The sequence below is a fragment of the Planosporangium flavigriseum genome (genome assembly GCF_011947225.1).
Taxonomy (GTDB): domain Bacteria; phylum Actinomycetota; class Actinomycetes; order Mycobacteriales; family Micromonosporaceae; genus Planosporangium; species Planosporangium flavigriseum.
Window position 1 is genome coordinate 165,078 of the sequence record NZ_JAATVW010000008.1, and the last position, 23,744, is coordinate 188,821.

Sequence of the window (23,744 nt, forward strand, 5' to 3'; positions counted from 1 at the left end):
CGGGTAGGCGCGGGTCAGCGTGGCGCGCCGCCCGCCGGCCGTGCGTCGGGAACCGCCAGTGGCTCGGTCACGGGCTCGACCACGGCGTCGGGCCAGTGCACCGTCAACGCGAACAGGACCACCACGTCCAGCGCGACCATGATCAGCGACCAGATCGGGAAGGCCGCGAGCACGGCGACCTGGATGAGCGCGTGCAGGCAGATGAGGACCACCGCCGCCACGCGTGCCAGCTGGCTGCGGGCGAGCAGTCCCAGGCCGACGGCGATGAGCAGCGCGCCGGAGACGAGGGCGAGCACGCCCCACGCCGTCAGGTTGACCACTATCAGGCGGCCCGCGTCGACGAAGCTGACCGTGCCCACCATGAGGGTGGCCAGGCCGTGCGCGATGTTGAACGCTCCGATGATCGTCAGTATGACCGTGGCGAAGCTGATCCAGCCCGACCGTGGGCTCGTACTTTGGGTCATTGGCTGACTCCTCCGACTCCGGATAGCTCGGCCGGACTCGCCGGCGGACCGTGGCGCGTCGCGTGCGGCAGGAGCGGGCGGCGTAGTTGGCCGGAAGCCGCCCGGCGGGTGAGAGTGCTCCCTGTCGCGGCCCGCCTGGCGAGCCTCCTTCAGCGGCCACCTCCCTTGGCTTGAGCGTGCCAACCATGACGCCGTCGATCGTGGTAGGGGCCTGGGTGAGCACACGTCACCTCGGTGGGGTGGTCGCATCCGTGGTGTCGGCGGCCGGCGCGTGGTCCGGCCGGTGCGAGGCGCGCTCACCCCACCCGGCCGCATGATGGACGACGCGGTGGCGTCGCTGTCGGCGCTGGATGCCGAGGTCACGGGGCCTGCCGGTGCGGATGCGGGCTTCACCTTCGCGGGGTGAAGACGGATCACCTCGGCCGCCTAAAGAATTCCCGGCGTGTTACGCATCAACGGGCAGGGGGACCGCTGGGTGAACGACAGGTATGGCTACCAGGACTTCGGGCGGTCCCACGGGGCTGCCCGCCGGGGTGAGCGAGGGGCGGTCCGGCGCCTGGGCGCGCGTACGGCCCAGTGGGGGCCGGCATGACCTCTGACAGCCGGTCGGATCCGACCGTCGCCGTGATCGACGCGTTCGCGCCCGGTGGCATGGAGCAGGTGCTGTCCGAACCGGCCATCCCGGCGCCGCCACCGAACCTGGTTGAGCGGCCGCGCCTGTTCGAGCTGCTCGACCAGGCGGTTACCCGGCCGCTGACCATCGTTTCCGCGCCTGCCGGCTGGGGCAAGACGACGCTGCTCGGCGCGTGGGTGCGGGCCGGGCGGGCGCCGGGCCCGGTGGCCTGGTTCACGGCCGAGGCCGCCTCAGTCGCGGAGTTCTGGGACCAGTTCGCCGCCGCGCTCGCCGCCGTCGAGCCGTTCGCGCACCGGGCGGACGACCGCGCCGGCACGATCGGGGAGATCGTCGCCGCGCTGGAGGTACCGGGGCCGATCATCGTCGTGGTCGTCGATGACGCCCACGAGGTGGCCGACGCGCAGGTCTGGACTGAGCTGGAGACCGTGCTCGGCCGTACGGCCGCCCGGCTGCGGTTCGTGCTCGGCTGCCGGGCCGACCCGGCGGTCGCGCTGTACCGGTGGCGGATGAACGGCGCGGTGACCGAGATCCGCAGCGCTCAGCTCGCGTTCTCCCTGGCCGAGACCGGGCAGTTGCTCGGCGCCCACGGCGTGCGGCTCGCGGAGCCGGCGCTGGTGAGCCTGCACGCGATGACTGAGGGCTGGGCGGCCGGGCTGCGGCTGGCGGCCCTCGCGATCGCCGACCACCCGGACCCGGACAGCCTGGTACCGGAGTTCGCGGTGCATGACCGGGCGCTGGGGGAGTACCTCGTCGGGGAGGTGCTGGGCAAGCTGCCGGACGACATCCGCGAGGTCCTGCTCGCCACGTCGATCCTGGAGCAGGTACGCCCGGAGCTGGTTCAGGCGTTGACCGGCCGCGCCGACGGGGAGCGGATCCTCGCCTCGCTCGAGCAGGCCAACCTGCTGGCCGTACACGGTACCGGCAGTCGTGGCTGGTACCGCTGTCACCCGCTGTTCGGCCTGATGCTCTACAACGAGCTGCGCCACCGCCGGCCCGAGCAGCTGCCGGTGCTGCACCGGCGGGCCGCGGAGTGGTACTTCGCGCACGACATGCCCGCGGACGCGATCCGGCACGCGCTCGCGGCAGGGGAGTGGGCCCAGGCGGTCGCTGTCGTCGACTCCAGTTGGCACGAGCTCGTGCCCGGCGCCCGCATGCGTACCCTCAAAGAGATCGTTCCGACGCCGCCGCAGCAGGTGCAGCAGGATCCCCGGTTGGCGCTGGCGTTCGCCGCCGAGCGGCTCGACGCGAGCGACCCGCGGGCCACCGAGACGTTCCTGCACCTGGTGGACCGCTCCCAGCACGCGGCGCCCGACGACTCCACCCGCGACCAGGTGCGCCCGATCCTCGCGGCGTTCCGGGTGGCGGAGGCGCACCTGTCCGGCGATTCTGAGCTGGTACTCGCGACCGCGCCCCTGCTGCTCTCCGACGACGTGCCGGTGTCCGAAGGGGACATCCACCAGGTCCGGGCCCTCGCGCTCATCGCGATGGGGAGCGCGCGGCTGCACCAGGGCGATCTGCAGGCGGCCGAGGCGCCGCTGGAGGAGGGACTCGTGCACGCCCGGCGCTCCGGGGTGGCGCAGGCGCAGATCGCGTCCCTGCGCCAGCTCGCCGCGCTGCATGCCACCCGGGGCCGGCTCAACGCCGCCGTGCGCTTCGCCAAGGAGGCGGTGAGCCTGGCCGACCAGCACGGCCTGATCCAGGGCAGCGACCTGATCTGGACCCTGCTGACCCTCGCCGACGTGTGCTACCAGCAGAACCGGGTCCGCCCGGCGATGTACTACCTCGAACGCGCGGTGAACAGCGGCGGCCTCGTCGACCCGGGCATGGTCGCCTCGGCGGCGATCGTCCGTGCCCGCCTGGCGGCGGCCGCCGGCGACGTCCAGGGCGCCGCGAGCGAGCTGTCGGTGGTGCGCCGCCAACTCGTCGACTGCCAGATCTCGGGCCTGCTGTGGCACTCGTTGACCCTCGCCGAGGCGGAGCTGCACGTGCAGGCCGGCGAGCCGGCGGCGGCCAAGCGGCTGCTGGGCGCACCGCCGCCGGATCTGCTGTCGGTCTGGTTCACCCTGGTGCAGGCGAAGGTCCACCTGGCTGAGCGACGACCGTCGCCGGCCGCGTCCGCGGTCGTGGCGCACCTCGAGCCGGGCGGCACCTCGCTGCTGTGGACGATCGAGGCCAACCTGACGTACGCGCGGGCGATGCGGGCGCTCGGCGACCGGACGAAGGCCGGCCGGTCGGTGGAGCAGGCGCTGCGCCTGGCCGACGAGGAGGGCATCCGGCGGCCGTTCCTGGAGGGTGGGCACGCGATCCGCGAGCTGCTCACCACGTACGTGCCGGCCGGCAGCAGCTACCGGAGCCTCGCCGACGACCTCGCCGGCGACCTGGCGCAGGGGGCGTCGCGGCAGAACGTGGCGGTGAGCCGGCTGCCCGAGCCGTTGACCGAGCGGGAGCTGACCGTCCTGCGGTACCTGCAGAGCATGCTGTCGGCCGCGGAGATCGCGTCGATGCTGTGCGTGTCGGTCAACACCGTGAAGACCCACATGAAGAGCATCTACCGCAAGCTGGGGGCCGGCCGTCGCCGCGAGGTCATCCAGCGGGCGCGCGAGCTGAACCTGCTCTAGGTTCCCATGTTCACGGGGAGTCGGTGTCGTCCTGGTGACACCGACTCCCCGTGAACATGGGGACGACTACTGCAGGCTCGCGTCCGGCCACCGGCCGGAGATGGCACCGATGATCGGCGGCGCGACTCCCCGTGCCGTGCCGGCCGGCGTCGTGCTGGCCGCGTCGGCGGCGCTGTGGGCCACCGCGCCGACCATCGTGGCGGTCGGCGGCTGTGGTCCGGCGACGCCGGCCGGCCCGGCCTGTCCCGCCGGCCCCATCGGGCCGGCCAGCAGTGCCCGCGGCGCCAGGACGTCATCGGCCCCGGCCGTCCGGTGCGGTGCCGCCTCGGCGATGACCGCCTCCGTCAGCTGGCTCAGCACGACCGTCGCGTCGGCACTCGCTATCTGATGGCGGGGCCGGTAACCGACCCGGTCGCCCGCGCCGCGCCGGGCCCGGCCGGCCCCGACCGCGGTACCGGTCCTGCCCGCTCCCGTGATCGCCGCTTGCCGGGCGTCGGCGGGCATGGACCCGGTCCGGGCGACGCTGGCCGCGCCTCCGGCGGGGGTCGCGGTCAGCGCGAAGATGATGACGACATCGAATGAGATCATGAGAAGCGCCCACGCCGGGAACGCGGCCAGCACGCCGAGCTGGGTGAGCGCGTGTACGCAGACGACGGACAGGGCCATGAGCCGCACCCGGACCGTCACCAGCGACAACCAGATTCCGAGCGAGAACAGCAGCGCACCGAGCGTCAGCGTGACCTGGGCCCAGCCGGCCAGATCGAGGACCAGCACCCGGCTGGGATCGACGCGCGCCACGTTCCCGCCGTACACCACGACGAGACCTTCCACCATGTTGAACGCCCCGACCAGGGCGAGCATCGCGGCGCTGAACCTCCTCCACTCCGCCCATCCGCTGTGACTCATGGGCATCCCTTGTCCCTCTCCTTCCCGCGACCGTTCCCGGTACGGGGTTTCGGGCAACCGCGAACGCGCCGGCCCGGTGTTAACCGGACCGGCGCGTTCGTACCCCCCGGACAGTAAAGTCAAGCGGTGTGCCGGCCGCGCGGCGATCGCGGCCGGCACACCATCGGAGGCCCGTCAGACGGCGTGGACCCTGCGGCGAGTGCGACAACACCGGCCGCCATCGGCAAGGGTCGGTGCTGTGCGGATACCGGAGCAGGGTGGCCCGCGTGCTCGCGCCCACCGCGAACCGATGTCGGGGTCTCCACTGCCGTCATGAACGCCTCCACCCCCGGCACTCCGTCGTGCCTTGCCGCCTATGAAACGCTGTGGTCGGGTGAGTAACCATCACCCGGCGCGGGTGAAATTTGTGGCTACCGCGCACCGGTCGCCTGGGCGGCGAGCATGCACGCGTCGTCGCCGGGATTGCGCGGACGCAGACGGTCCAAAATGGACTCAAGGCGGTCTGTCGCCGGTGCGTGCAGCCCTTCGGCCACCGACATCGCGAGGTCCCGTATGCCCTCGTCGATCCCGTGGCCGCGCTGCTCGATCAGGCCGTCGGTGTACATGAGCACCACGTCACCCGGGTGAAGCTGGACCGACGCGTGCTCGTACTCCGCCTCGGGGCAGACGCCCAGGAGCATGCCGGCCGGCTCGTACCGGGTGTGCACGCCGTCCCGCCCGGCCACCATGATCGGCGGATGGCCGGCCCGAGCCCAGGTCAGCGTGCCGGTGGACGGACGGTACCGGGCCACCACGGCGGTCGCCGTCGCCCAACTGCCCTGCCGGCACAGCAGGACGTTGAGCGCGGCCAGAATCTCGCCGGGCTGGTGGCCGGCGACCGCGTACGCGGCGGCGGCGTGGCGCAACGCCACCATCGGCGGGGCCGCGGCGAGCCCGTGGCCCACCACGTCCCCGACGGCGAACACGACGTCGCCGTCGGCGAGCGGAACCGTGAGGTACCAGTCGCCACCGACGTCGGCGGAGTCGTCGGCGGCGAAGTAGCGTACGGCGACGCGCATCCCGCCCGCGTCGGTGACGGCCGTCGGCACCGGCAGGATCACCTGCTGCAGCTGGCCGTTGATCTCCCGCTGCTGGGCCAGGGCCCGCTGCTGCGCCACCACGGTGCGGTGGCTGACCAGCAGCCGGTCGCGTACCCGGTTCAGCTCGGTCAGGTCGTTGACGACCGCGTACAGGGTCTGCTGCGCCGGGTGCAGTTCGAAGGTCGCGCGGACCGGTCGCGCGCGGTCCGCGGCGCGCATCAGGTACTCGACGTCCACCGGCGCGCCGTCGTCCAGCAGCCGGTCGACGGCTGCCGAGACGCGGCCGCGGTCGTCGGGCGCGGCGAGGTTGAGAAAGCCCGGCAGAGCCAGCGCACCGTCGACGCGGCGCCTACCGGTCAGCCGGTACAGCCGCTCGGACCACTCGACCCGGTCGGTATCCAGGTGCCAGGCCCCCCAGCCCAGCCCCTGGCCAGCCGTGCCGAGCCCGGGGTCGGTCGCCACTGCGCTGCGCGCACCAGCGCGGATTTCCTCCATCGCACCTCCCGTGCCGAGTGCGCCTGACAGACCATGGTTGGCACGGGTTGGTGACCCCGGCTCCCCCGAACCGGGTGATGTTCGGTTGTTGCCGCAGTTCCGGCGCTGCTCCACCCGGACCGGGTGAGGTGACATCTGGCAAACACCGCAGACCGCGGCCCGTTCGGTGGGGCTGGTCATCCAGCGACCGTCGGGTACGCTGCGGTCAGATCAGCCCCACCTCCTGCGCCCGGCGGATGGCGTCGCGGCGGCGTCCCACCCCGAGCTTGCGGTACACGTTCTTGACGTGGGTCTTGACGGTGTTGGGGGACACGCACAGCATCGACGCGATCTCCGGGGTGGACATCATGCTGCGCAGATGGCGGAGAACGATGAGTTCCCGCTCGGTGAGCGGCTCGACTCCGCGCGGACGTGGCGGTGGGGTGGCCACCGGAGCGTTGATCGCCGCGCCGGTGAGCTCGGTGATGAGGCTCGCGTGGCCGGTGCCGGCGGACAGGTGCGCCACCAGCAGGTCGCGTACAAGGGGGGCGTTGACGAGGAAGGGCAGCCGCAGCCCTTCGGCGCTGGCCAGTTGTAGCGACCGCTCGACGAAGCGCTCGCTGGCCGTTCGGTCGTCGAGGCTCCGCAGGGCCAGGGCGTGCAGCAGGCACGCCTCCGCCGAGTGGACCGACGTCCCGGCGGGCATCCTCGCGTACCGGCCGGCCGCTGCCGCGGCCGCCGCCGCCTCGCCGGCCGCCAGGTGCAGTTTGGCCCGGACAACGGCCGTCCAGTCGGGGTATGGCGCCGCCGTCGCGTCGCCCGCGACCAGCCGGCCCGCCTGCCGGACCTCTCCGAGCGCCAGCCGTAGCTCCGCCTCCATCAGCGCCAGGGCGGCGCCGAACACCGGCGGGAGGCCGTCGGTGTCGCTGTCGGCCCCGGCCGAGGTGAGGATCTCCAGGCCGCGCGCCGGATCTCCGCGCAGCTGGTACAGCCGGGCCTGGATGGTGGTGGCGAACATCCTGATCGCGGCGTCGGTGTGGGCTGCGCCGGCCATGCTCCGGTCGACGTGGTGGGCCGCGTCGTCGAGCCGGCCACGCAGCAGGCAGGCGCAGCCGAGCACGACCCGCGCCCAGTCGGCCTCGCTCGCACTCGTCAGGCCGGCCCGGGACACGGCGCGCAGCAGGAGCTGACAGGCGTGCACCGCGGAGCCGAGGTGACCGCGGGCCAGGCCGACGAGCGCCTGCTGGCGCAGGGTCGCGATGAGGATCCGGCCGGAGCCGCTGCGGCGGGCGAGCGGCAGCGCCTCCCGGACCGCCGTAGTGGCCGCCTCCAACCGCCCGAGGGCCAGCGAGGCGTCCGCTGCGGCGGTCCGGCTCAACGCCCGTACCTCGTCCAGTACCCCGGCCGGCGCGCCGCGCACGCTGTCGAGCAGGCCCGCCGCGGCGGTCAGCGTACGGTCGGCGTCCCCGGCGCCGCGCGCCTCGGCCAGCCGCACGGCGTGGAGGATGGGGGCGACCGCGTCGTCGACGTGCGGGCTCTCCTCGGCCCGGCGCAGGAACGCGCGCACGCCGTCGACGTCGCCCGCCTCGTGGTGCGCGGCCGCGAAGGCGAGCGCCAGCCGGGCGTCGGTGTTGACCGCTTCGGGGGGTGTGGGCGTGGGCCCGACCGGGCCGGACGGGCCGCAGCCGGCCAGCAGCTCGCGCCAGTGCCGGACGAGCAGCAGGGTCGCGCTGTCCCAGTCGCCGGCGGCGAGGGCGTGGCGCAGCGCTGCGGCGGGCAGTCCGTTACGGGCGTACCAGTCGGCCGCGGCGGTGTGCAGGACCGGCATCCGCTCCGGCGCGCTCCGGCGCAGTTCGGCGTACATCGCCCGGCGGAGCAGCCGCCGGTACCGGTACCAGCCGTGGGCCCCGCCGCAGTAGACGGTGAACGCGTTCGCCTGCTCCAGCTCGTTCAGGATCCGCGCGCCGTCGCGGCGGTCGGTCAACGCCTCGACCAGCCCGGGGCAGACGTACTCCAGCACGGAGGTGCACAGCAGCAGCTCCCGCTGGTCGTCGGTCAGCCGGTGCAGCACCTCGCGCTCGAGGTAGTCGAGGTACGCCCGGTCGCCGACGCCCAACTCGTCGACCACGCGGTCCGGTTCGCCGCGCCACGACATCTCCTGCACGGCGAGGGTGAGGCCGGCCGCCCACCCTTCGGTGACGCTCAGCAGCTTGCGGACGGTCGCGCGGGGCACCTCGAGTTCGTGTCGCCGCAGCAGCTCACCGGTTTCGTCAGCGGTGAACGTCAACTGCTCGGTGCGCAGTTCGGCCAGCTGCCCGAGCAGGCGCCACCGGTACAGCGGCAGGCCGGGCTCGCTGCGGGTGAGCAGCACCGCGCGCAGGTCGGGTCCGCGCTGTTGCAGCAGCCGCTCGACGTTGGACAGGACAGCCGGGTCGGTGACCAGATGGAAGTCGTCGAGGACGAGCAGGACGGGGGGACCGCTGCGCTGCGCCGGTCGGCCCCGGTCGTCGCCGTCGGCCTGGAGGTGCACCCCGGCGCGGGCCAGGGCCTCCACAATGTGGTGCCAGGAGTCGAAACCGTCGGCTGCGTCGAGCCCGTCGGCGGTCTCGAATCCCACCCAGGCGACCGGCCCCGGCGCCCGGTCGGCGCGGATCCAGGAGCTGAGCAGCACGCTCTTGCCCCACCCGGCTGGCGCGGCCACCAGCGTGAGGGGGTGGCGCAGGGCGACGTCGAGCCGGTGCAGCAGCCGGGGCCGGGGTACGTGCGTCGCGGGCAGCGGCGGCACCAGGAACCGGGGTGCGGTGAGCGGCCACTGGGTGCCACTGTTCGGCGCGGCCTGGCTGTTCTTCGCCGCGATCCGTCGTCGGCGAGCAACCGGTACGCCGGTGTCGCGGTGTGCGCGGCCGACTCTCGTCGCGCCGAGCCGGCGTTGCCCCGGCTGCTCAGTGTCGGCCAACGGGACCTGATTCGTGGAACGGCGGCCGTCCGGTCCCGTTCCGAGGCGCGTCGCGGATATCGGCCTCAACCTCCCCTCGATGGGACTGGCTCACCACATACCCATGGTCAAGATATGGGTACCGGTTGTGTGTGGCGGCGTTTCTTGCCTGGTTTCTTGCGCTTAAACGCGTGTCGCTGGCGTGGAATGAGAGAGCGCTGAAGTAAAGGTTCTTTATCGCGGCTGGCGGGGCGGATTCAGGTATCGACGCACGGCTACGGAGCGTGTTTGTGTTACGCGGCATTGCGCAGCATCAGTACGTGAAATCGCTGTCTTGGTCGCAAAATGCCGGCCGGTGATGGCACAGGGTTACGGGCCTGACGCGCTGGTGCGACCGCGATCGGCGGCCGCGCGCGATTCGGGAGTTAACGCTGAGTGCAATGCGCGCTACCAATTGGTAACGCTTGTTTCGCCCGATGTGATTACCCAAGTCGCCGGTTCACTGCGGGGACGGGCTACTCGCTTTTATCGATCCAACGAATCGGGCTGATCCGGCATGTCCGATAGGCCGACCGACAATTCGAGTGGGCGCGCCTGGGATACCTACCGTGTGTCGCCGGCTCGTCACGAATTCTTCAGATGGTGCAAAAGGTTCGGGTAGGTGTCCACACGTTTTGTCCGCGGCGACGCGTGGCCGGCTGCCGGCTGCCCCCGTTCGGCGTTCGCTCCGGCCGTCCGGGCACCGGCGCCCCGTGTCACTCTCGGGAAAACCCAAACGACCGTTAAGCTTCAGAGTGCGGTCAACGAGGACCCTCTACCCCTGGATCCGGTGAGCCTGTGAACCTCCACTCCCACGTCGAGCGCATCCTGCCCAGCGACGAGGCGTACGCGCTGCTCGACCTGACCCGCGACATCGCCGACGCGGAGCTGGCCCCGCGCGCGGACGACTTCGAAGCGCGCGGAGAGTTCCCCCGCGACCTGGTGCGCACCTTGGGCCGCGCCGGCCTGTTGGGGCTGCCATATCCGGAGGAGTACGGCGGCGGCGCCCAGCCGTACGAGGTGTACCTGCAGGTACTTGAGGAGTTGGCCCGCCGCTGGCTCGCCGTCGCCGAAGCGGTGTCGGTGCACACCCTCGCCTGCTACCCGCTCGCTGGGTTCGGCACGGACGCCCAGCGCAAGCGGTTGCTGCCGGACATGCTCGGCGGTGAGCTGCTCGGCGCGTACTGCCTGTCCGAGCCCGCCGGAGGCTCCGATGCCGCCGCGATGACCACGAAGGCCGTACGCGATGGCGACGCGTATGTGGTGACCGGCACGAAGGCCTGGATCACCCACGCCGGGTACGCCGACTTCTACAACATCTTCTGCCGTACCGGCGGCCCGGGCGCCCGCGGCATCTCGTGCCTGCTCGCCGACGCCGCCACGCCGGGCATCGTGCCGCAGGCCCGGGAGCGCACGATGGGGCTGCGCGCCTCGCCAGTGGCCCAGATCGCGTTCGACGGCGCCCGGGTGGCGGGCGACCGGCTGCTCGGCGAGGAGAACACCGGCTTCCGGATCGCCATGAGCGCCCTGGACGGCGGCCGGCTGGGCATCGCCGCGTGCGCGGTGGGCCTGGCGCAGGCGGCGCTGGACTACGCGGTCGCGTATGCGCAGGAGCGCCAGCAGTTCGGCCAGCCGATCGCACAGTTCCAGGGGGTCGGCTTCCTGCTGGCCGACATGGCCACCCAGGTGTCCGCGGCCCGCGCCCTGCTCCTCGCTGCGGCCCGGCTGCGCGACGCCGGCCGGCCGTACGGCGTGGAAGCGGCCAAGGCCAAGCTGTTCGCCACCGACATGGCGATGCGGGTGACCACCGACGCCGTGCAGGTGCTCGGGGGGTACGGCTACGTAGCGGACCACCCGGTCGAGCGGTACATGCGCGAGGCCAAGGTGCTGCAGATCGTGGAGGGCACCAACCAGATCCAGCGGCTGGTGATTTCCCGCGCGCTCACGAAATGAGCGCCGGATCGCACCAGATGAGCGCCGGCTGGCACCCTGCGCATGAGTGAATCGCTCCGCCCGCACACCCCGGGTGCGGCGGCAGTGTAGTTTTCCGGGCGTGGAAGAGACGGATCGGGCCATCCTCACCGAACTCGGCAGAGACGGCCGGCAGTCCTACACCGACCTTGCCGAGAAGGTCGGGCTGTCGGTGTCCGCGGTGCACCAGCGGGTGCGCCGGCTCGAACAGCGGGGAGTGATCCGGGGCTACGCCGCCCGGTTGGACCATGAGGCCCTGGGCCTGCCGCTGACCGCGTTCGTGGCGATTCGCCCCATCGACCCCTCACAGCCAGACGACGCGCCGGAGCGGCTGGCCGACCTGCCCGAGATCGAGGCGTGCTACTCGGTGGCCGGCGACGACTTCTACATGCTGCTCGTGCGGGTCGCGAGCCCGGCCGATCTCGAGCGACTCCTCCAGGAGATCCGCAAGGCCGCGAACGTGGCGACGCGCACGACCGTGGTGCTCTCCACCCCGTACGAGGGGCGCCCGCCGCAGATCAGATGAGTGGGGGCTGGTTCCACCGCAGGATGACCTGCTGCTCGCGCTCGTAGCCGAGGGCCGACAGCGTCGCGGTGTCCAGTCGCAGCCGCCCACCGCCCGACGGCGGCATGCCGATCCAGCGCGCGCCCAGCACCCGCAGCGCGTGGCCGTGTCCGACGATCGCCACGTCCCCCTGGTCGAGCAGCGGGCGTACACGTTCGATCACCCGGTCGATGCGGGTGCCGATCTGCTCCGGCGATTCCCCGCCGGGGCTGCAGCCGTCGGTCCAGACCGTCCAACCCGGACGGGTCCGCCTGATCTCCTCGGTGGTCACGCCCTCGTATTCGCCGTAGTTCCACTCGGCCACGTCGTCGTCGATCGCGGTGACGGTGAGCCCGGCCAGTTCCGCCGTGCGCAGCGCCCGCTGCCGGGGGCTGCTGATGACAGCGACGAACCGCCGGCCGGCCAGCAGTCGGGCGAGGTCCTTCGCCTGCTGCTCGCCCTCCGCGGTCAAGGGCAGATCCGTGTACGAGGTGTGCTGGTGCGATCTGCTCCACTGGGTCTCACCATGACGGATGAGGATGATCTCGGCCATACCCCTATCATCCCTGCCCGGGCAGCACGGTTGATCACCGCGTCCCCGGCCGGGTCGGTCGCCTACGGTGGTACGGATGCGCCTGGAGACCTCCCGCCTCGTGCTGCGCCGCTGGCGCGCCGACGATGTCGCCGTCATGGCGGCCATCAACGCCGATCCCGAGGTCATGAGATGGATCGGCGACGGCTCGGTCTCCACCATCGAGCGGACCGCGGCCGGGGTCGCTGCCTGCGAGCGCCACTGGGAGGAGCACGGCTTCGGCCTGTTCGCGGTCGAGGTTCGCGACACCGGTGAGCTGGCCGGTTTCACCGGCCTGGCAACACCGGAGTTTCTGCCCGAGATCATGCCGGCCGTGGAGATCGGCTGACGGTCAGCGCGTCGGGCCGGCGGTGTCCGCGTCGAAGTGCGCGACCGCGCCGCGGGCCCCGTCGACGGCCATCGCGGCCTCATCCGTCGTGGGCACCGCTACGTCCGCGACGTACCGCAGATGCCGGTCGACCGCCTCGGCCAGCCGGCGCCACCGCGCCGGTTGCGGCTCGTCGTTGTCCAGGGCGTCCCGCAGCGGCTGCAGGTGGTCCAGGCCGACGCCTCTGAGCTCGCCGGCCCGCGCGAGGACCGCGCCGATGACGGCGACGAGGTGGTCGTGGTGGCCGTCCAGCCAGCGCCGGGTCCGGTAGATGGGGCCGAGTTCCGGCCAGCGCTTGCGCGCGGCCTGCCGGGTACTGCCGCTCGTTGTGCCCAGGTCGGCGAGGCTGGCGCCGAGCCAGACCGCGTCGGCCGCCTCCTCGGCGGCGAACTCGGCCGTCACCTCGTTGACGAGCGCCCCGGCCAGCTGAGCCGCCCGTACCCGGCGCAGCCGGTCGCGGCGCAGCCGGTACTCGTCGTCGGCGTCGCCGGGTCGCACGACCGGTTGGGGCGCCTCGAGCCCGGGGTGCGCGGCCAGTTGCCGCGTCATGCGTTCCAGCAGGTCCCGCGCCTGGAGCTGAAGCTCCCTGCGTTCGGCCGCGGTCAGCACGTCGGCGAGACGATCCATCCGGCACCCCCTGGGACACGTCGACGTGTCCACTGTAGCCAACCATGTAAACCGGAGGTTTACATGGTTGGGCACATCGACCGCGCGCCGTAGAGTCGTCGCCATGACCGGGGGAGTGCTGGTTCTGTGGGACGTCGACCACACGCTGGTCGACGCGGCCGGTGTGGGCGCACGCGCGTTCCGGATCGCCTTCCGGCAACTGTTCGGGCGTGACGACACCGCGCCGCTGCCGCCCATGGCGGGGCGTACCGACCGGGCCATCGCCATCCACCTGCTAGCCGCCAACGGGGTGGCGGATCCCGATCGGCACCTGGAGGATTTCCGACTGGCCGCCGAGCAGGCCCTGGCAGGCCTGGAGGGCGTCCTGCGGGCGGAGGGGAGGGCCCTGCCCGGCGCGTTGGCCGCTCTGATGGCGCTGCGCGATCGGTCCACGGTGCAGACCCTGCTCACCGGCAACCTCCGCGCCTTCGCGGAGGCGAAGATGCGAGCGTTCGACCTGTCGGAACACCTCGACCTGGACATCGGCGTGTACGGCTGGGCCCACGCGGTGCGGGCGCGGCTGGTCGACCTGGCACGGTCGGCGGCGCGGGTACGCCACGAGCGGGAGTACCCCGGACGGGCCACCGTGCTGGTGGGGGACACCCCGCTCGACGTGGAGGCGGCCCTCGCCTCGGGTGCGGCGGTGGTGGCCGTGGCGACCGGCCGTTACACCGCCGCGGAGCTTCGTAACGCCGGTGCGCACGCCGTCCTGGCCGATCTGGCCGACACCGAGGCGGTACTGGAGGCGATCAGCGCCGTGGCCGAGCCGATCTGATAGACCTAGCATCCTAGGATGCCCTAGCGGGTGTGACCCGCCCGGCGCGGGACGGGCGAGCGGCAGAACGGGGGACCTGGGGGATAGCGGTGCTGGATAGGCTCGCCGCCATGTCTGACCGGTGGGCGCGCGTCTGGTTCGGCTCGACGGCGCTGGTGGCGTCCGCCGCGGTGACGCTCCAGCTGATCATGAGCGCGTCGCACGCGCACGGCCACTTCACCTCGGCCGGTGGCCGGGTGATCAATCAGCTGTGCTACTTCACGATCGAGTCGAACGTGCTGATCGCCGTCACCACCGCGCTGCTGGCGATCCGGCTGACCCGTACATCGCCGGTGTTCGGCGTGTTCCGGGTGGCGGGCGTGGTGGGTATCGCGATCACGGCGCTCGTGTACCACACGGTCCTGGCGGGGCTGGCGCATCTCACCGGCTGGTGGGTGGTCACCGACGCGCTGCTGCACACCGTGGTGCCCGCGATGGCGATCCTCGGTTGGCTGCTGTTCGGACCACGGCGGGCCGCTTCATGGCGGCTCACCGCGCTGTCGCTGGTCTACCCGGTCGGGTACCTGGTGATCACGCTGATCCGTGGCGCGCTCGTCGGCTGGTACCCGTACCCCTTCGTGGACGTCGACCAGCTCGGGTACCCGGGCGTCCTGCTCAACGCGCTGATGATGGCGGTCCTGTTCATCGTGGTCGCCGCGGCGGTGACCGGGGTGGACGGCTGGCTGTACCGCCGTGGCGGGCTGCCGGATCGCGGGCCGGCTGCGGACGCGCTCGATCTTCGTGGCGCGGTTGGCGCTGAGGTGCCCGGCGGTACAGCGCCGTCCGGAGCGCGCCGGCGCGCTCCGGACGGCGGTTCACCTATAACCTAGCGTCCTAGGAAGCCGTAGGCGGATGTGGCTACCGCCACATCGCACTCAACGCCGCTACGCGGCAAACTTTCCGGTTCTCGACCTTCGCGGCGCGGTTCGTCGTACCCGCAGCGAATTGGCCCCACCGCCAACTCCGGAGGTAGGGCCAATTCTTCGCAGCTCAGGCGCGTCAGACGGCGACGGTCGCCTGTTGCTTGCGCCAGAATTTCTTTCCGGACTCGGGCAGCGTGTCGATCGGGTCGTAGTACGGGTACCGGCGGTCCAGGGCGTCGAGGTCGGCGGACTCGATCGAGGTGCGGTAGTTCTTGGTCCAGTACGAGATGCCGTGTTCGCGGTCGTACTCGGTGAGCATGTGGACCCAGCGCTTGCCGACGAACGGGACGTCGCACACGATCCGCGGTGTGGCGTAGCCGGGCAGGTAGCCCATGATGTCGTGCTGCAGTTGCTGTGCCTGCCAGACGGCGACGCGCCAGTGTTCGGCGTTGGGGATCATGTCGCACAGGTAGAAGTAGTACGGCAGGATGCCTGCCTCTCCCTGCAGCGCGAAGCACAGGTCGAGCAGGTCGGCGCTGGTGGCGTTGACGCCGCGCATGAGGACGCCCTGGTTGCGGACGTCGCGGACGCCGACTTCGAGGGCGGTCCGCGCCGCGCGGGCGACCAGGGGCGTCAGCGACTGCGCGTGGTTGACGTGGGTGTGGATGGCGAGGTTGACGCCGCGGCGGGCGGCGGTACGGGCGACGCGTTCCATGCCTTCGACGACGTCGGGCTGCAGCCAGTGCTGCGGCAGGCCCATCAGGGCCTTGGTGGCCAGGCGGATGTCGCGGATGGTCTCGATGTCGAGCAGTCGCATGAGGAACGACTCGAGGTTTCGCCACGGCACGTTGGCGACGTCGCCGCCGGAGACGACGACGTCGCGCACACCGGGGTGGGTCTTCACATACGCGATCATGCCCTCATAGCGGTCCACCGGCTTCAGTGTCAGCTTGAGCTTGTCCACGGTTGGGGTGGAGTTGCCGACGAGGTCCATCCGGGTGCAGTGCCCGCAGTACTGCGGGCAGGTGGGGAGCAGTTCGGCGAGGACCTTGGTGGGGTAGCGGTGGGTGAGCCCTTCGGCGACCCACATGTCGTGCTCGTGGAGGGAGTCGCGGGTGGCGTACGGGTGGGAGGGCCAGTCGGGGCGCCGGTCGGAGGCGACGGGGATCATGTACCGGCGTACCGGGTCGGCGTAGAACCTGTCGGTGTCCGGGGTCGCTGTCGGCACCATCGTGTTGAGCATCTGCGGGGTGACCAACATGGACATGGTGGCGAGTCGCTGCTGGTCTTCGAGGAGGTCGGTGTAGAAGGCCTCGTCGACGAGGTCGCCGAGGACGGTCCGCAGCTGCTTGACGTTCTTGACGCAGTTGGCTCGTTGCCACCGGGCGGATTCCCACTGCTCGCGGGTGACGTGGCGCCAGCCGGGCAGCCGGGTCCAGTCCGGTTCGACCAGCGTGCGTCGCTGGTACAGGTAGGGCTGGCCGGGTTCGTTCACCGCGCCTCCTTAGAGAGAATGGAGAATCTACGGCCGATAGATTAACCTGCGGGAAGAATTCTCGTCACTGCCCGGATTAAACGTAGGAGTTTTCATGACCTCGCCCGTCGGGCTGCATCGGGTACTCGCGCCGCGCGGCGTGCTGCCCCAGGCGGCCGACCGACTGGACAGCCGTCCGGAGATCGGACCGGACGAGGTGCGGGTCCGGGTCGAGCGGCTCAACCTGGACGCGGCGAGCTTCCGGCAGCTGGCCACGAAGCACGCCGGTGACGGCGAGAGCGTGCGGGCCGAGGTGCTCGCGATCATTGAGGCTCGGGGCAAGATGCACAACCCGGTCACCGGCTCCGGTGGCATGCTCATCGGTACGGTCGACGAGGTCGGCCCGGAGTCGTCGCTGGGCCTCAAACCTGGCGACCGGGTCGCCACGCTGGTGTCGTTGACGCTGACCCCACTCAAGATCACCGACGGGTTGAGAAGCTGGGACGGGTTGAGCGAGCAGGTGCCCTGTGACGGGCACGCGATCCTGTTCGGACGGTCGATCGCGGCGGTGCTCCCCGACGACCTGCCTGCGGAGTTGGCTCTGGCCGTGTTCGACGTGTGCGGCGCGCCCGCGCTGACCGACCGGGTCGTCCGGCGTTACGGCCATCCGACCGTGGCAGTCATCGGCGGTGCGGGCAAGAGCGGCTGTCTGTCGCTCGCCGCAGCCCGGCGCGCCGGCGCCCGTACCGTCGGGGTGGTCCCCACGACCGCGGAGCGCGACCTGCTGTCGAAGGCCGGTCTGGCGAACGCGGTGGCTCTCGCCGACGCCCGTGACCCGGTTGCGCTGAGCAGAGCCGTGACCGAGGCCCTGGGCGGGCCGGCGGACGTGACCGTGGTGTGCGTGGACGTGCCCGGCTGCGAGCACGGGGCGATCCTGTCGACGGCCGACGGCGGTACCGTGATCTTCTTTTCGATGGCCACGTCGTTCCCGGCCGCTGCGCTGGGGGCGGAGGGCCTGGCTGCGGACGTGACCATGCTGATCGGCAACGGGTACGCGCCGGGCCACGCCGACTTCGCGCTGGACCTGCTGCGGGGTGTGCCGGCGGTGCGGGATCTGTTCGCGGCGCGGCTGGCGGCAGACTGAGGCCATGACCCCCTCCGCCATGACCCCCTCCACGCTCTACCGCAACGGGCGGATCTACAGCGCGTCCGTGCCCGGTTCGACCGCGCTGCTCGTCACCGACGGCCGGATCGCCTGGCTTGGCGCCGACACCGGGGCGCCGGCCGCCGACCGGGTCGTCGACGTCGCCGGCGCGCTGATCGCGCCGGCGTTCGTCGACGCGCACGTGCACGCGTTCGACACCGGCCTCACCCTGCTGGGACTCGACCTGGCCGCCACCCGGTCGCGGGAGGACGTCCTCGACGCGGTGCGCCGGCACGCTGCGGACCTGCCCGGTGACGCGGTCGTGGTCGGGCACGGCTGGGACGAGTCGGGCTGGGTCGACCAGCGGCCACCGGCGGCGGCAGAGCTGGACCGCGCGGCGGGCGGCCGAATGGTGTACCTGTCGCAGGCGTCGGTGCACTCGGCGATCGTCTCGTCGCCGCTGCTGGCGAGGGTGTCCCCGGACGTGCCGGGCTACGCGTCCGACGGCTGGCTGCGCCGGGACGCCCATCACGTGGTGCGCGGCATCGCCCACGGGTCGATCGGCGCCACGCAGCGCCGCCGGGCGCAGGAAACGGCGCTGCGGCACGCCGCGTCGCTGGGGATCGCGGCGGTGCACGAGTGCGGCGGGCCGGGCACGTCCGACGAGGAGGGCTTCCAGGCTCTCCTCGCACTGCCGGCCGAGGGTGACCTGCCCGAGGTGTACGGGTACTGGGGTGAGCTGGGCGCGGCCGCGAAGGCCCGCGAGCTGGGCGCGGTCGGGGCCGGTGGCGACCTGTACGCCGACGGGGCGCTCGGATCGCACACGGCCCACCTGCGCTCGCCCTACCTGGACGCCGACACCTCCGGCCATGGGTACGTCAGCGCTGAGCAGGTGGCCAAGCACCTGGTCGGCTGCGTACGCGAAGGGGTCCAGGGCGGGTTCCACGCCATCGGGGACGCGGCGATCGGCACGGTCCTCGACGGGTTCGGTCTGGCCGCGCGGCAGGTCGGTATCGACGCGCTGCGAGCCGGGCGGCACCGCATCGAGCACCTGGAGATCCTCGACCGGGACCTGATCCGCGGGCTCGTCGAGTACGGGATCACCGCCAGCGTGCAGCCGGCGTTCGACCGGCTCTGGGGCGGCGAGCACGGCATGTACGCGCAGCGCCTCGGCGTCGCCCGGTCGCTGGAGTCCAACCCGCTGGGCGCCCTCGCCGGCGTCGGGGTGGCCCTCGCGTTCGGTTCGGACTCGCCGGTGACGCCGCTGGACCCGTGGGGAACGATCCGCGCGGCGGCCACCCACCACAACCCGGTGTACCGGGTGAGCACCCGGACGGCGTTCGCCGCGCACAGCCGGGGCGGCTGGCGGGCGGCCGGGCTCGACGCCGACGGCCGCCTCGCCCCTGGGACGTCGGCGACGTTCGCGGTGTGGGACGTGGCCGGGCCGCTGCAGGGCGGCCTGCCGGTGCTGGCCCCGGATTCGCCGGAGGAATCGGCGCCGGCGCTGCCGGTGTGCCGGCGCACCGTGCTGCGCGGCGAGGTGATCTACGACGTGGAGGACGCGTGAGCGGAAAACTCGACCTCGACCCGGCCCTCGTTCGCCGGGCGCGGCAGTTGGCCCGCAGGGCCGGCAAGCCGGTGGTGGACCTGGCGCGCAGCCACACGACCGTGTCGGTGGAGCGGGCGGTGCTGCGGCTGGCCGGGGTGACCGGCGCCGACGCCGACGGCATCCCGTTGGTCAACCGCCTGGTCGACGCGGTGGTGGCCGACGTCGGCCTGGGCCACGGGGTGGCGCTGCCGGTCGTCGAAGCCGCCACCCGCGAAGGCGTGGACGATCTGACGTTGCTGGCGCAGAAGGCGGCCGCCGGGTCGGTGCGCTTCGAGGTGCCCTCGGGGAGGGCGGCGACGGCGGCGCGGCGCGCAGCCCGGCGGGCGGTCGGGGCGGGCATCACGCGGATCGACAAGCGCCGCGCCGAGCGAGACCGGCTGATCAAACGCCACGGCGACCCCGACCAACGACCCTGGATCTACCTGATCGTCGCCACCGGCGACATCTACGAGGACATCCCGCAGGCGCAGGCCGCCGCGCGGGAAGGCGCCGACATCATCGCCGTGATCCGGTCGACCGGGCAGTCCCTTTTGGACTACGTACCGGAGGGCGCCACCCGCGAGGGGTTCGCCGGCACGTACGCCACCCAGGAGAACTTCCGCCTGATGCGAGCGGCCCTCGACGAGTCGTCGCGCGAGTTGGGCCGCTACGTGCGGCTGACCAACTACGCCAGCGGCCTGTGCATGCCGGAGATCGCCACCCTGGCCGGCCTGGAACGGCTGGACATGATGCTCAACGACTCGATGTACGGGATCCTGTTCCGCGACATCAACCCCATCCGCACCTTCGTCGACCAGCGGTTCTCCCGGCAGATCCACGCCCGGGCCGGGATCATCATCAACACCGGTGAGGACAACTACCTGACCACCGCCGACGCGGTCGAGGCCGCGCACACCGTCACCGTGTCGCAGCTGCTCAACGAGTACTTCGCCCACGAGGCGGGGCTTGCGGACTGGCAGCTCGGCCTGGGTCACGCCTTCGAGATCAACCCCGACCTGCCGGAGTCGTTCCGCCTCGAACTCGCGCACGCGCTGCTGGCACGGGAGCTGTTCCCGCACGCGCCGCTGAAGTGGATGCCGCCCACCAAGCACATGACCGGCGACGTGTTCCGCGGCAACCTGCTCGACGGGTTCTTCAACCTGGCCGGCACCATGACCGGGCAGGGCATCCTGCTGGTGGGCATGATGACCGAGGCGGTGGTGACGCCGTGGCTGTCGGACCGGGACATCGCCCTGCAGAACGTCCGGTACGTGCTGAACGCCGCCGGTGGGCTGCACGAGGACTTCGTGCCGGCGCCCGGCGGATTCATCCAGCGGCGCGCGAACCATGTTCTGGGTGAGGCGGTGGACCTGCTGGAGCGGATCGTGGACGACACGCTGCTGAACGCGATCGCCGACGGCACGTTCGGGATCACCAAGCGCCCGGCCGACCGGGGCAAGGGCCTCGACGGCGTGGCCCGCCACGAGGCCGGCTACTACAACCCGGCCACGGAGATCCTGGAGGGCGAGCAGTGAGCGCCCCACGCCCACGCCGGCGCTCAAGCCCGCGCCCAAGATCCGCGCAGTTTCGCCGTAACTGCGGCTACCGGCCGGCGGATAGCAGCAACTTCGCCCAAACTGCGGAGAGTTCATGAGCACCGTCATCCGCCCCTACGGGGACACCACCGGCGACGGCATGGTGCAGCTGTCGTTCACCCTGCCGGTGCCGTGCGACAAGCGCGCCGAGGGCGCGGCGCTGCAGTTGGCGGGCAAGATGGGCCTGGACCCGGCGATGGTGGTGCACGCCAAGCAGATGGGCGAAGGCTTCACGTTCTTCGTGGTGTACGGGCGGGTCAACCACCTCGTCGACCTGTCCGAGGTCGTCGTCGCCGAGCGGGACTTCCCGCTGCTGTCGCCCCATGAGGTCAACGCGCTGGTGAAGCGGCGGCTGCGGCGCGAGCTCGTCGTGGTCGGGGCCTGCATCGGTACGGATGCGCACACGGTCGGCATCGACGCGATCCTCAACGTCAAGGGGATCGCGGGGGAGAAGGGCCTGGAGTACTACCGGGAGCTGCGGGTGGTCAACCTGGGTTCCCAGGTGGCCGTGCCCGACCTCGTCGAGGCCGCCCGGGCGGAGAAGGCCGACGCGGTCCTGGTCAGCCAGGTCGTCACCCAGCGCGACGCGCACCTGCACAACACCCGGGAGATGTCGGCGGCGTTCCGGGAGGCGGTGCCGGCCGACCGCCGGCCGCTGCTGGTCGTCGGTGGTCCCCGCTTCGACGAGCTGATGGCCGCCGAACTGGGCGTCAACCGGATCTTCGGGCGCGGCACTACCCCGCGCGAGGTGGCCAGCTACCTCGTCCACGCGTTGATCACGCAGAAAGCGAAGGCAGCATGAGCGTTGGTCTGACCGTCACCCACCGGCGTTACGTGCCCTCCTCGCACGCCCACTACGCCGGCAACCTCGTCGACGGCGCGTACGCCCTCGGACTGTTCGGCGACGTCGCCACCGAGGTGTGCATCCGCACCGACGGCGACGAGGGCCTGTTCGCCTCGTACTCCGACGTGCAGTTCACCGCGCCGATACGGGCCGGCGACGTCCTCGAAGTGACCGCGACGGTCACCCGCATGGGTACCCGCAGCCGCACCGTCGACTTCACCTGCGCGGTCGTCTGCCGCGGCAACCCGGACAAGGGTGACTCCGCGGCTGAGGTCCTCGACCCGCCGATCGTCGCCGTCACGGCCACCGGCACCGTGGTCGTCCCGCCGCGCCCGTGACCGCCCGCGTCGACGTGCGGACCCGGCCCGCGCCGGGCACGCCCCTGGCCGTCTGCGCCGACATCGGGTCGACCTACACGAAGGTCGCCGTGGTCGACGTGACCGACGGGACGCTCGTCGTGACCGCGTCGCACCCGACGACCGCCGGCACCGACGTCATGCACGGCCTCGACGCGTGCGTCGCCGACGTCGCGGAGCGGCTGCCCGGCCACGACCTGTCGACCCGGTACGCGTGCTCGTCGGCCGGTGGCGGGCTGCGCCTGGCCGTGGTCGGCTACGAGGCTCTGGTCAGCGCGGAGGCCGCGCACCGGGTCGCCACGAGCGCCGGGGCGCGGGTGGTGCACGTGGCCGCCGGGCGCCTGGACACGGCCGGGGTGACGGCGCTACGGGCGGCGCAACCGGACGTGGTGCTGCTGGTGGGCGGCACCGACGGCGGCGACGCCGAAACCGTACGCCACAACGCCGCGCGGCTGGCCGCCGCGCGGCTGCGGGTGCCGGTCGTGGTGGCCGGCAACGCCGATGCCCGCGACGACGTGGTCACGGCGCTGCGCGCGAAGAGCGTCCCGGTCGTCGCGACCGACAACGTGCTGCCCCGCATCGGGGTGCTCGCGCCGCAGCCGGCGCGGGCCGCGATCCGGGAGGTGTTCCTGCGCCACGTCATCAGCGGCAAGGGGCTGTCGCGCGATCCCCGCTTCGCCCGCCTGGTCCGTGGCGCCACCCCGGATGTCGTGCTGACCGCGGTGGAGCTGCTGGCCGACAACGCCGACAGTGCTGACAGCGCCCCCGGCGACTTCGCCGTGGTCGACGTCGGCGGGGCCACCACCGACGTGTACTCGGTGATCGTGCCCGACGCCGAACGGTCGGCCGGGCCGGGCCGGGAGGTCGCCGGGGTGCTGTGGCGCAGCCGTACCGTCGAAGGCGACCTGGGCGTGCGGTGGAGCGCGCCCGGCGTGGTCGTCGCGGCGCGGGCGGAGAAGCTGATCGGCGACGCCGAGGCCGAGTCGCTCGCCGCGGCCGCCGAGGCTCGGGCGGCCGATCCGGACCTGATCGCCGAGTCACCGGAGGTCGATCTTCGGCTCGCCGAGTTGGCCGCCGTGGTGGCGCTGCGCCGCCACGCCCGCGGCGAGACCGTCGGCGACCGTACTCTGGGGCCTGCGGCCAGCGCGACGGTCCGGCGCGGCGGCAAGGATCTTGGCGCGGTACGGCTGCTGATCGGGTCGGGCGGGGTGCTGCGGCACGCCCCGGCCCGCGCGTCGGTGGCGGCCCTGGAGGCGGTCCTGTCTGACCACGCCGGCGGATGGCGGCTGCCGAAGGCGGCGACGCCGCGCGTGGACCGGGCCTATGTGCTGGCCGCCGTCGGGCTGCTCGCCGCGGATTTTCCCTACGCCGCCATGGCGCTGGCGCGACGGGAACTGTAGGGGTCGTCACAGCGGCGAGACACGCCAAGTGCGACACGCCGCCCCGATCGGGGGATACCCGGTTGACCCGTTGACAGCGGCAGGGGTGGGTCGCGTACCTTCTTTGAGTCCTACTTCGGAAAGCGACTGTTGTTCGCTTTGCCTCTTCGTTCGCTGGCCGTACGCCGAGCCATCCGGCGCGTGCCAGGTCCAGCGAGCGGGGGTCGGCGGGGCGGCGCGAACCGGCCGCGTTCCGGTACGGGCAGGGGGTTACACACGGTCAGTAGACAACGAGCCAGTCGCGGGCAGCCGGTCCGTTCCTGGCCGGAACGAAGGTCGTGTTTGGTGCTCTGCCACTCCGGCCGGGCAGGACCTGGGAGCACGGGGCGCGGCTACGG

Annotated in this window: 19 protein-coding genes; 12 read left to right on the top strand and 7 right to left on the bottom strand. The window is 72.2% G+C overall.

Features of this window, described 5'->3' with window-relative positions; genetic code table 11:
- Positions 1-14 precede the first annotated feature (14 nt).
- Positions 15-464 carry a DUF7144 family membrane protein gene (locus HC028_RS14065; RefSeq protein WP_168077357.1) on the bottom strand — a complete coding sequence of 150 codons (450 nt, stop codon included), beginning with the start codon at positions 462-464 and terminating at the stop codon, positions 15-17.
- A 588-nt stretch (positions 465-1,052) separates the two neighbouring features.
- Here HC028_RS14065 and HC028_RS14070 point away from each other — a divergent pair.
- The gene (locus HC028_RS14070; protein WP_168077359.1) at positions 1,053-3,716 is read left to right on the top strand and encodes a winged helix-turn-helix domain-containing protein; all 2,664 of its coding nucleotides are present in this window, start codon (positions 1,053-1,055) and stop codon (positions 3,714-3,716) included.
- Between the two features lie 66 nt (positions 3,717-3,782).
- Here HC028_RS14070 and HC028_RS27080 read toward each other — a convergent pair whose 3' ends face one another.
- The 3 genes from HC028_RS27080 to HC028_RS14085 form a co-directional block, all read right to left on the bottom strand.
- Complete coding sequence (locus HC028_RS27080) at positions 3,783-4,622, bottom strand: DUF7144 family membrane protein (protein ID WP_203981399.1); 840 nt, start codon at positions 4,620-4,622, stop codon at positions 3,783-3,785.
- 410 nt (positions 4,623-5,032) lie between these two features.
- Positions 5,033-6,196, bottom strand: coding sequence for a PP2C family protein-serine/threonine phosphatase (locus HC028_RS14080; RefSeq protein WP_168077361.1), 1,164 nt, complete (start codon positions 6,194-6,196; stop codon positions 5,033-5,035).
- A 205-nt stretch (positions 6,197-6,401) separates the two neighbouring features.
- Positions 6,402-9,131, bottom strand: coding sequence for a winged helix-turn-helix domain-containing protein (locus HC028_RS14085; RefSeq protein WP_168077363.1), 2,730 nt, complete (start codon positions 9,129-9,131; stop codon positions 6,402-6,404).
- Positions 9,132-9,947: 816 nt separating this feature from the next.
- On the opposite strand from HC028_RS14085, the gene HC028_RS14090 reads away from it, so the two are divergent.
- A complete protein-coding gene (locus HC028_RS14090) occupies positions 9,948-11,102 on the top strand; it encodes an acyl-CoA dehydrogenase family protein (RefSeq protein ID WP_168077365.1) in 1,155 nt (384 codons plus the stop codon).
- A gap of 100 nt (positions 11,103-11,202) precedes the next feature.
- Entirely contained in the window at positions 11,203-11,646 is a 444-nt protein-coding gene (locus HC028_RS14095) for an Lrp/AsnC family transcriptional regulator (RefSeq protein WP_168077367.1), read from the top strand.
- On the opposite strand, the gene HC028_RS14100 is transcribed toward HC028_RS14095, so the two are convergent.
- Positions 11,639-12,217: a histidine phosphatase family protein gene (locus tag HC028_RS14100; protein WP_168077369.1), complete on the bottom strand. Its 579-nt coding sequence runs from the start codon at positions 12,215-12,217 to the stop codon at positions 11,639-11,641. The genes HC028_RS14095 and HC028_RS14100 overlap by 8 nt on opposite strands.
- A gap of 76 nt (positions 12,218-12,293) precedes the next feature.
- Between HC028_RS14100 and HC028_RS14105 the strand changes: the two genes are divergently transcribed.
- Positions 12,294-12,584, top strand: a complete 291-nt coding sequence (locus HC028_RS14105) for a GNAT family N-acetyltransferase (RefSeq protein ID WP_168077371.1) — start codon at positions 12,294-12,296, stop codon at positions 12,582-12,584.
- Between the two features lie 3 nt (positions 12,585-12,587).
- Here HC028_RS14105 and HC028_RS14110 read toward each other — a convergent pair whose 3' ends face one another.
- Positions 12,588-13,250 carry a hypothetical protein gene (locus tag HC028_RS14110; protein ID WP_168077372.1) on the bottom strand — a complete coding sequence of 221 codons (663 nt, stop codon included), beginning with the start codon at positions 13,248-13,250 and terminating at the stop codon, positions 12,588-12,590.
- A gap of 103 nt (positions 13,251-13,353) precedes the next feature.
- On the opposite strand from HC028_RS14110, the gene HC028_RS14115 reads away from it, so the two are divergent.
- Positions 13,354-14,064 (top strand): HAD family hydrolase, encoded by a 711-nt coding sequence (locus tag HC028_RS14115; protein ID WP_168077373.1) that lies wholly within the window; start codon positions 13,354-13,356, stop codon positions 14,062-14,064.
- 110 nt (positions 14,065-14,174) lie between these two features.
- Complete coding sequence (locus tag HC028_RS14120; RefSeq protein WP_168077374.1) at positions 14,175-14,933, top strand: Pr6Pr family membrane protein; 759 nt, start codon at positions 14,175-14,177, stop codon at positions 14,931-14,933.
- A 169-nt stretch (positions 14,934-15,102) separates the two neighbouring features.
- Here HC028_RS14120 and HC028_RS14125 read toward each other — a convergent pair whose 3' ends face one another.
- Entirely contained in the window at positions 15,103-16,461 is a 1,359-nt protein-coding gene (locus HC028_RS14125; RefSeq protein ID WP_168077375.1) for a KamA family radical SAM protein, read from the bottom strand.
- Positions 16,462-16,555: 94 nt separating this feature from the next.
- Between HC028_RS14125 and kdd the strand changes: the two genes are divergently transcribed.
- The 6 genes from kdd to HC028_RS14155 all read left to right on the top strand — a co-directional run bounded on the left by kdd (position 16,556) and on the right by HC028_RS14155 (position 23,367).
- Positions 16,556-17,584, top strand: a complete 1,029-nt coding sequence (gene kdd, locus HC028_RS14130) for an L-erythro-3,5-diaminohexanoate dehydrogenase (RefSeq protein WP_168077376.1) — start codon at positions 16,556-16,558, stop codon at positions 17,582-17,584.
- A 4-nt stretch (positions 17,585-17,588) separates the two neighbouring features.
- Complete coding sequence (locus HC028_RS14135) at positions 17,589-19,151, top strand: amidohydrolase (RefSeq protein ID WP_373313954.1); 1,563 nt, start codon at positions 17,589-17,591, stop codon at positions 19,149-19,151.
- The gene (gene kamD, locus HC028_RS14140; RefSeq protein ID WP_168077377.1) at positions 19,148-20,707 is read left to right on the top strand and encodes a lysine 5,6-aminomutase subunit alpha; all 1,560 of its coding nucleotides are present in this window, start codon (positions 19,148-19,150) and stop codon (positions 20,705-20,707) included. The genes HC028_RS14135 and kamD overlap by 4 nt, the downstream gene beginning before the upstream one ends.
- A gap of 115 nt (positions 20,708-20,822) precedes the next feature.
- Positions 20,823-21,569, top strand: a complete 747-nt coding sequence (kamE, locus tag HC028_RS14145; RefSeq protein WP_168077378.1) for a lysine 5,6-aminomutase subunit beta — start codon at positions 20,823-20,825, stop codon at positions 21,567-21,569.
- Complete coding sequence (gene kal, locus HC028_RS14150) at positions 21,566-21,949, top strand: 3-aminobutyryl-CoA ammonia lyase (protein WP_168077379.1); 384 nt, start codon at positions 21,566-21,568, stop codon at positions 21,947-21,949. Before kamE ends, kal begins: the two co-directional genes overlap by 4 nt.
- Positions 21,946-23,367 carry a glutamate mutase L gene (locus tag HC028_RS14155; RefSeq protein WP_239075554.1) on the top strand — a complete coding sequence of 474 codons (1,422 nt, stop codon included), beginning with the start codon at positions 21,946-21,948 and terminating at the stop codon, positions 23,365-23,367. Before kal ends, HC028_RS14155 begins: the two co-directional genes overlap by 4 nt.
- Positions 23,368-23,744: the final 377 nt, after the last annotated feature.